Source organism: Streptomyces sp. NPDC050422, assembly GCF_044458665.1.
Taxonomy (GTDB): domain Bacteria; phylum Actinomycetota; class Actinomycetes; order Streptomycetales; family Streptomycetaceae; genus Streptomyces.
Genome location: NZ_JBITIE010000042.1, coordinates 24,283 through 32,267 on the forward strand (window position 1 = coordinate 24,283; position 7,985 = coordinate 32,267).

Here is a 7,985-nt window from a genome sequence, read left to right on the forward strand (position 1 = left end):
ATCACCATCCTGACAGGTGACTGCGGCGTGGAGCAAGAACCGTCACCTGCCAGAGCGGTGGTGTGCCTGGATAGGCCCGCGCTCCGAATCCGCCCTCGTCGCGTCAGCGCCCGCCCTTCCCGGCCCCGGGGCGGATCGTGGAGCCGGTGGCGGCCTGCTCTGTCCGGCCGGTGTTCAGCAGGATCTCCCGGCCCTGCCAGCGCTTCCGCAGCCAGCGGTCGTGGCTCGCGACCACGATCGCGCCGGGGCCGATACCCAGGGCTTCCTCCAGTTCGTCGCAGAGGCGAGGGGAGAGGTGGTTCGTCGGCTCGTCGAGCAGCAGCAGGTGTGGCGGGCGTGCCACGAGGAGGGCCAGCGCCAGCCGCCGGCGTTGGCCGACCGAGAGATGTCCGACTGGTCTGTCGAGATCCGCCTCGTGCATCAGGCCCAGCGAACCCAGCGTGATGGCCTCGGCCCGTTCAGCGCCCAGCGACTGCTGGTAGGTGTCACGGGCCGTACGGTCCGGCCGGTCGAACGCGGTGTCCTGGATGAGCAGCCCCACGGTCAGCCCGCTCCGCCGGCGGATCACGCCCTCAGCCGTGAGACGTCCGGCGAGCACAGCCAGCAGCGTCGACTTACCGGCCCCGTTGCCCCCGGTGACCAGCAGACGGTCGGTCGCCGCCACCTCCAGGTCGTCCAGAACGAGCCGGCCCGGGACCCGCACGCCGTGGAGGGCGACCAGTGGGTCCTGGCCCTCGGTAGCCGACGCGGAGAGCGCCGGGGCGGCGAAGCGCAGCGGCCGCGGTGGCTCGGCGACCTGGGCTCGTTCCAGTTCCTCCAGCCTGCGGGTGGCGTTGCGCACCCGGCGTGAGATCTGGCTCTGTACGCGTCCGGCCCGGTGGCCGTACCCCATCTTCTCGTTGTCCCGTCGCTCCCGGTCCGGCGCCAGGCGATGCGCTGTGACACCGGCCGAGTGACGCAGCGCTTCCAGGTCCTCCTGCTCTTCGGTGTAGCGCCGCACCCAGCGCTCCCGCTCGGCACGTTTCTCGGCGAGGTAGGCGCTGTAGTTGCCGCCGTAGCGGACCGGGCCGTCCACAGAGGGGTCGAGGTCGATGAGGTCGGTGCAGACCGCGTCGAGGAAGGCCCGGTCGTGGCTCGCCACCACCACGGCCCCGGGCAGCGCGCGTACCTGCTCCTCGACGAAGTCGGCGGCAGCGTCGTCGAGGTGGTTGGTCGGCTCGTCCAGCAGGAGCGCCGACGGCCGCCTGACCAGCAGAGCGGCCAGGGCGAGGCGTCCGCGCTGTCCGCCGGACAGGGAGCCGAGTGTCCGGTCGTGTCCGAACGCTCCGAGACCGAGGCCCTCCAGCATGACGGCCGCGCGCCGGTCGGCGTCCCATACCTCCAGGTCCTGGGCCTCCTCCAGCCGTCGGCCGTAGGCGTCGAGCAGCACGGCATGGCCCGGGGCGTCGTCCGTGGAGCGGGCCAGCCCCTCGGTGAGCCGGTCGAGGTCCGTGAGGACCTCGCGGGCCTCGAGCAGGGCCTCGTCCAGCACCGTGCCGATGGTCGACGAGGTGTCGAACGGTGTCTCCTGTTGCAGGAAGCCGAGGTCGGCCGGGCGCGTGACGCTGCCGGCGTCGGGTTCGTCCGCCGCGGCGAGCAGCCGCAGCAGGGTGGACTTGCCGACGCCGTTCTCCCCGATCAGGCCGATACGGTGGCCGGGGGAAACGGTCAGGGAAACGCCGTCGAGTACCCGGCGGCCGCCCAGACTGCGGAAGAGGTCGTGGGCGATCAGGGCGGGCTGGGGCATGGGAATTCATCCAACGTGTTCGATGCTTCGCCCGCCGGGCACGAGGCCTCGGACGCGGGTCACGTCGACACATCGGCGGCTCACACCTCGGGCGCCCCCGTCTCCTTGAGCAGGCCGTCGGCAAGGCGCAGCCACCGGTTCACACCGATCTCGGTGAGGAACCGCTCGTCGTGGCTGACCACCACGAACGCTCCCTGGTAGGAGTTCAGTGCGCTCTCCAGCCAGCCCGCACTGACCAGGTCGAGGTTGTTCGTCGGCTCATCGAGGAGGAGCAGCTGCGGTGCCGGTTCGGCGCACAGGATGCAGGCCAGGGTGGCGCGCAGCCGCTCGCCGCCGGAGAGCGCCCGGACGGGGAGATGGGCCCGGGCGCCCCGGAAGAGGAAGCGGGCGAGCAGGTTCATCCGCTCGGCCTCGGGCCGGTCCGGGGCGAACGCGGTGAAGTTCTCGGCGACGGTGCGGTCCACGTCCAGCAGGTCGAGGCGCTGCGAGAGGTAGGCGATGCGTCCGTCGGCCCGCCTGATCCGTCCGCCGTCCAGATCGAGGTCGCCGGTGAGCAGGCGCAGCAGCGTGGTCTTGCCGGCGCCGTTGGGACCCGTCAGGGCGATGCGCTCGGGGCCCCGGATGGACAGTTCGGCGCCCTGGTCCGCGAACACCGCCCGGCCGCCGAGGCGAACCTGCATCTCCTCACCGAGGAAGAGGTTGCGTCCTGCGGGCACGTTGGTGTCGGGCAGGTCCAGGGTGATGCGCTGCTCGTCGCGCAGGGAACGCCCCGCCTCGTCGAGCCGGGCCTTCGCCTCGCTGACCCGGGACGCGTGCATCTGCCCCGCCCGGCCGGCGGACTCCTGCGCGCCGCGCTTCATGTTTCCGGCGAAGATGCGCGGCAGACCGGCGTTCTTGAGGTTGCGCGCGGCATTGCTCGCTCGCCGCTCGGCCCGCTCACGCGCCTGCTGCAGCTCTCGTTTCTCCCGCTTCAGGTCCTGCTCCGCGTTGCGGATGTTCTTCTCAGCAACCTCTTGCTCGGCCTGCACGGCCTGTTCGTACTCGGTGAAGTTACCGCCGTACAGGCGCAGTTCACTGCTTTCGAGCTCACCGATGCGCTCCATGCGGTCGAGCAGGGCCCGGTCGTGGCTGACCAGCAGTAGGCAGCCGTTGAAGTCTTCCAGTACGTCGTAGAGCTTGTGACGGGCATCGAGGTCGAGGTTGTTGGTGGGTTCGTCGAGCAGCAGCACGTCCGGTCGCTTGAGCAACTGGGCCGCCAGGCCGAGCGAGATGACCTGACCGCCGCTGAGCGTGGTCAGGCTTCGGTCGAGAGTGAGATCGGTCAGGCCGAGGCGGTCGAGCTGGGCGCGGGTGCGTTCCTCGATGTCCCAGTCGTCGCCGATGGCCGTGAAGTGCTCCTCGCTCACGTCCCCGGATTCGACGGCGTCCAGGGACCGGATCACCGTCGAGACGCCGAGTACCTCGGCGACTGTGAGATCGCCCGACAGCGGCAGGCTCTGCGGGAGGTAGCCCAGCGTGCCGCCGACGGACACCGAGCCGGTGCCGGGCTCGAGTTCGCCGGCGATCAGTTTGAGCAGCGTGCTCTTGCCCGCACCGTTCGGAGCGACGAGGCCTGTACGGCCGGTGCCGATGGTGAAGGACAGATCGTGGAAGACCGGGGTGTCGTCGGGCCAGGCGAAGGACAGGTTCGAGCAGGTGAGGGAAGTGTCGGACATGAATGCGACCTCGGACCAAATGAGGGCAGACAGAGTTCTACCCAGAGCAGACAGGGGAAAAGGGCGGGACGACGCGGCCAGGACGGTGGCGCTGTGTGCGCCCGTCCACGGCCGATCAGATCCGGGTATCACCCGGAGATGTCGTCGTCACCCGCCATGTCTGCCACTCCCTCGTTGCGCTCGACGCGCAGTCGGCGTCGAATCCACTTTAACAGCGGAGGGATACGCGCTCCGGCGAACCTGGCCGCGGGGCAGCACGGAGTGAGAGCCGGAATCCGGGCATGCCGGCTGTGCCGAGCTCCCCATCGAGAAGTGCAGAGGTACACGTGTGAGCGGCTCCTGCTGCGATGCGGGAACTCGGTGACGCGCCGCGCCGCGCCGCGCCCCTCGACCCCTTCTTGACAGCCGAAAGAGGGCCGCGCCACTACCGTCACCGCATAAGCCGGTGACGATCCTGGTGGTTGTGAAAAGTGCAGACTCCACACGTGTGCTCGACGAGGGGCCTGTGCCCCCGTCAAGTCGTCGGCCATGTCCTGTTCGCCCACCACAACTGCGCCCGTCTGGCCCGCTTCGCCGCGATGCGCGGCGAGTTGGACCGTGCGCGGGCGCCGCAGGCAGTGCTGGGATCATGGATCCCGATCCGGGGCTTGTGCGGGCACTACGACGGATATGGCCGGTATATTCCGGGAGCGTCCCGCCCTCGAGTACGTCAGGTGTGGCTCGAGGACAGGCCCAGCTCGTCCGCCATGGGCGCGTATGAACGTCGACGTGCGCCCAACTCGTGCCTCATCGCGGTGAGCGTCAACGCATCTATCGGCACCGGTGTGTCGACGCACGTCCCACAGGCCTGTCCGGACCGTGTCCGGCGCGCCGTGGGTGACGTTCCCCAGCCATCGGTCGCCGAATCTCCCCAGGCGCTAGAGACCCAGGTCGAAGGCGAGGCAGTTGAAGTGGTTCCACGACCCCTCGGGGTTGTAGCGGGCGCCCGCCCCGTCGTTCGGGCCGGACGCCTGGTCCTCGGCCATGTCCTCGTAGCGGACGCGCTCGGGCAGCTTCCCGAAGCGTGCCTGCCGCGCCGCCGCAGCACTGTCTGTCGATTGTTCGCCCATGGCTGGATCTCCGCTCGGTTGCCTGCGGATGTGCGCCGTAGCGCCTTGAGGATTCCAGGATGCATCTCATTGCGTCACCGGTCAAGGCGGTGACGCAATGGGCTCGCCCAGTGATCCTTGAGCCTTGCCTTGACGCTGGTGCGGCCCCGTGGCCCTGTGACTGCCCGTCCTTGCGAGGGACGCCGACTGCCGGCCGCCGCGCCGGCCCATGTCCGGGCCGGGCGGCGATGGGGGAGGGTGGGGCTTCCGCATGGTCGGTGTCAGGGTCGGAGTGCGCAGGTGGGCCTGCAGCGTGTCCCTCGTGGCGCCGCCGCTCTCTCCGTCGACCACGGCGTCGAGGGTGTGGCGCCCAGGGCTGCGCGGGCCCCCTGTGGGGGAGTGTGCGCGGCCGGACCCTGACGTGCGCTGCATGCGAAGCGCGCGGGGAGCTCGTTACCCAGCAGGACCGCGCCAGACGTTGTCGAATGCCTGCTGCTCGATGTCGCGCCGCTGCCGCTCCGCCTCCAGTTCCAGCATGGCGTCGCTGACGGTGGCCAGGATGAGCGCGACGGTGTCGTCGGCCATCGCGGAAGCGTCATGCGCTCTCTCGCTCCGGACTCCCACGGTGTCCGCCAGGGTCGTGAGCACAGGGTCCGCGGACGACCACAGATCCCGCGCCCGTTGGCGGTCGGCCGAATCTGCAAGGACCAGATCTCCGGCCTGGAACGGATGCCCGCGGTGGCGCTGCCGAGTCAGCAGGCCCTCCGCCTCGAAGGCTGCGACATACGCTCCGGCCAGCGCCTCTCCCCGGCGCCATAGCCAGTCGCCGATCGACTCGTACGGTTCCACCCGGTGAAGCGATGCGTGGGCCGTCTCCAGCAGCTCGTCCGCCACGGGGGGATGGGCGTCGGGCACGATGCGGTCTTCACGGAACTCGACCGCGCCGGATGTGAACAGGTCGATCAGCTCGGCCCCGGCCAGTGCGAGTGAGAGTTCGCCAGGCCTGACGGGGTAATCGCCGGCCCGGTCCATGGTGATCACGAGAAGGTTTCGTGCTGTGGTCATGAGGGCTGCACGTCCCAATGTCGACATCGGTCCCAAGTCGTCCGGCTACCGGCGGCAGGGACGAGCCTGAACAAAGCGGACACACGTCAGTTTACGGGGCGGTCGAGACACTTCGCTCTCGCGCGTGGACGCAGTGTGACGTCGCGGCAGGGCTCGTGGCCCGTCGGGCCGCCGGGATCTCGCATCGCCGGAGGCGGCACCCTGCCCGATAGCCCGATAGCCCGATAGCCCGATAGCCCGATAGCCCGTCACGCGGATCATGCGGCGAATGACATGTCTTCCGGTGCCGACGGCAGAGGAATGTGCCGGGCTCCGGCCCTCGCTCGGACAGTGCGTCGCGGTCGCCCGCCAGGGGGTGCGACGGCTGTGCAGGTGTCTGCTGCCGCGCATCCGAGCGTGCCCGCCGCGCGAGAGCCGGTCTCCCGGGCCGTCGTCTGTGCGGCCGGTCTCTGCCCCTTCGTCCATCCCTCGGAGGCGGTTGCCGAGGCGCAGCGCGACCCTGAACTCGTGGACACGAAAGCCGACTTCGCCGCTCGGATCGGCCGCACCCTGCACATCGGCGTCGTCGGACTGCTGAGGCTGATCTGACGCCGGTGGGCAGAAGGCGCACCGGGCCCGGACGGCGCGGTGGCGGGCGTCAAGCAGCGGCCCCGCCGCGGGGGTCCCTTGGGCGGCCTGCCGGGCTCATTGTGTGGGCCGGCCGAGTCCCGCGACGGTGTCCGGTCCCAAGTCGCCGGAGTCGGCCAGTGTCGACCCTTTGATGGCCGCGTCCTGCTGTGTTGCGCAGGACGGTTCCGCTGCTACGGAACGGCGTGGGGCTAGTAGTTGCGGATTGAACATCAAGGCGACTTGGTCCGAGCGAGGGGTCGGTCGATGCGCCCGTGGTGCCTCTGTTGCGGTGACCTCCATCGCTGGACATCCGCAACGATCTCAGGATCTCTGGTGGCAGCAGGCTTCGGCATGTAGCGTCACCTCCAGATGCCGTGGTTCCTCGAGCGCCCGCGCTGTGACGCGGGCGTTTTGCTGTGTGGGACCAGGCATCTTTGGGTCCGTGTGGTGCGGATCCTGAAAACGACTGAGAGGCACCGGCATGGCCAGCGGAACCGTCAAGTGGTTCAACGCGGAAAAGGGATTCGGTTTCATCCAGCAGGACGGCGGTGGGCCGGACGTCTTCGCGCACTACTCGAACATCAACGCCACCGGCTTCCGTGAGCTCCAGGAGGGCCAGGCCGTGACCTTCGACATCACGCAGGGCCAGAAGGGCCCGCAGGCGGAGAACATCACCTCCGCCTGACCCCATGGGCGACCCCGGGCCGCCGGAGCACGCTCCGACGGCCCGGGGGTGGTGAGAACGTACGCGACGGCCGTCCTGACGGTCGCTCACCCGGTACCTGCTGGAACTCCGGCCACGTGCAGGGCAGCCGGGGCCTTGCGGTTGGTCGCGCAGACGTGGTCTCCCGTTCTCTCTACTCTCTGGGTATGAACATATTCGAGGGCGGTGACGGCCGGTGCCTGGAGATGACGAACGGCGGCACAACGGTCTTCGTGGACGTACTGATGCTTGCCGTGTCCGCGCTGGCGCACGAGCCGTGGGACTTCCGATTCGCCGCGCTGCTGACGCTTCAGGACCAGAGTGTGATGGGGCGCGGGGTCGTCGGCTTCGGACTGGCTGACCTCGACTGGGGGGACACACCGCAGGAGCGGGCCGCGGCCAAGGGGTTCTTGCTGCGCGTTCTCGATCTCGCGCTGTCCCGCCACCGGTGGGAGGAACTGACGTACGAGCCGCCCCGGGCCCAGGCGTACCTGAGCACGTACCGGGCGATGGTGGAGGATTTCGACCCTGCGACCGCGGCGCCCGACGCAGGTGTCCTGCCCGGGCCGCAGGAAGCGGCGATGGCCTCGTGCGTACGTCACCGAGTACTGGACGCGCTGCCGTTCTGGGAGGCGTGCGTGTTCTGTACGGCCGGGGTCTGAGTCCTGCACGTCGTTCTGCACTCGTCGAGCCGCCCTTCGCGGGTTCACCGGCGGGGCCGGCCGGGGCCCGCCCTCATCCGCCCCTACTGCGGTAGCACCTCCACATTGGCTCCTGGGTATGACGCCCGGCGCACAGCCGTCCCCGCACACTCCACGCCGTTGGCACTGGATGATCGTAAAGGGCGGAACATGAGGCTACGCAACGGCAAGCGGCAGAAGACGGACGACCGGCCGGAGGCTCCGGCCACCACACCCGGTCTTTCCGTCGAACTGCGGGGTGTGCGGCGGCAGTACGGGCGTGGTCCGGGTGCGGTGCATGCTCTGGCGGGCGTCGATCTGGCGCTGCAGCGGGGCTCG

The 7,985-nt window shown here is 69.6% G+C and carries 7 protein-coding genes and 1 pseudogene; 4 read left to right on the forward strand and 4 right to left on the reverse strand.

The genetic code is table 11. From position 1 onward, the window contains the following. Positions 1-103 precede the first annotated feature (103 nt). The 4 genes from ACIBJG_RS37750 to ACIBJG_RS37765 form a co-directional block, all read right to left on the reverse strand. Positions 104-1,786, reverse strand: a complete 1,683-nt coding sequence (locus ACIBJG_RS37750) for an ABC-F family ATP-binding cassette domain-containing protein (RefSeq protein ID WP_399314738.1) — start codon at positions 1,784-1,786, stop codon at positions 104-106. Between the two features lie 80 nt (positions 1,787-1,866). Beyond that, complete coding sequence (abc-f, locus tag ACIBJG_RS37755) at positions 1,867-3,501, reverse strand: ribosomal protection-like ABC-F family protein (protein WP_399314740.1); 1,635 nt, start codon at positions 3,499-3,501, stop codon at positions 1,867-1,869. A 917-nt stretch (positions 3,502-4,418) separates the two neighbouring features. Further along, entirely contained in the window at positions 4,419-4,610 is a 192-nt protein-coding gene (locus ACIBJG_RS37760; RefSeq protein WP_399314741.1) for a hypothetical protein, read from the reverse strand. Between the two features lie 432 nt (positions 4,611-5,042). After that, positions 5,043-5,654 (reverse strand): GPP34 family phosphoprotein, encoded by a 612-nt coding sequence (locus ACIBJG_RS37765; RefSeq protein WP_399314743.1) that lies wholly within the window; start codon positions 5,652-5,654, stop codon positions 5,043-5,045. 396 nt (positions 5,655-6,050) lie between these two features. Here ACIBJG_RS37765 and ACIBJG_RS37770 point away from each other — a divergent pair, with 396 nt between their 5' ends. From ACIBJG_RS37770 to ACIBJG_RS37785, 4 genes and pseudogenes are all read left to right on the forward strand, one after another. Further along, complete coding sequence (locus ACIBJG_RS37770; protein WP_399314745.1) at positions 6,051-6,242, forward strand: hypothetical protein; 192 nt, start codon at positions 6,051-6,053, stop codon at positions 6,240-6,242. Between the two features lie 502 nt (positions 6,243-6,744). Further along, the gene (locus ACIBJG_RS37775; RefSeq protein WP_136326921.1) at positions 6,745-6,948 is read left to right on the forward strand and encodes a cold-shock protein; all 204 of its coding nucleotides are present in this window, start codon (positions 6,745-6,747) and stop codon (positions 6,946-6,948) included. A 185-nt stretch (positions 6,949-7,133) separates the two neighbouring features. Further along, the gene (locus ACIBJG_RS37780; RefSeq protein WP_399314747.1) at positions 7,134-7,628 is read left to right on the forward strand and encodes a hypothetical protein; all 495 of its coding nucleotides are present in this window, start codon (positions 7,134-7,136) and stop codon (positions 7,626-7,628) included. Positions 7,629-7,817: 189 nt separating this feature from the next. Next, positions 7,818-7,985, forward strand: a pseudogene (locus ACIBJG_RS37785) (ABC transporter ATP-binding protein); the annotation flags it as partial.

What these genes read in the sequence shown, in the direction of transcription:
- ACIBJG_RS37750 (WP_399314738.1), bottom strand. Translation starts at nt 1,786, where the DNA reads ATGCCCCAGCCCGCCCTGATCGCCCACGACCTCTTCCGCAGTCTGGGC.
- abc-f (WP_399314740.1), bottom strand. Translation starts at nt 3,501, where the DNA reads ATGTCCGACACTTCCCTCACCTGCTCGAACCTGTCCTTCGCCTGGCCC.
- ACIBJG_RS37760 (WP_399314741.1), bottom strand. Translation starts at nt 4,610, where the DNA reads ATGGGCGAACAATCGACAGACAGTGCTGCGGCGGCGCGGCAGGCACGC.
- ACIBJG_RS37765 (WP_399314743.1), bottom strand. Translation starts at nt 5,654, where the DNA reads ATGACCACAGCACGAAACCTTCTCGTGATCACCATGGACCGGGCCGGC.
- ACIBJG_RS37775 (WP_136326921.1), top strand. Translation starts at nt 6,745, where the DNA reads ATGGCCAGCGGAACCGTCAAGTGGTTCAACGCGGAAAAGGGATTCGGT.
- ACIBJG_RS37780 (WP_399314747.1), top strand. Translation starts at nt 7,134, where the DNA reads ATGAACATATTCGAGGGCGGTGACGGCCGGTGCCTGGAGATGACGAAC.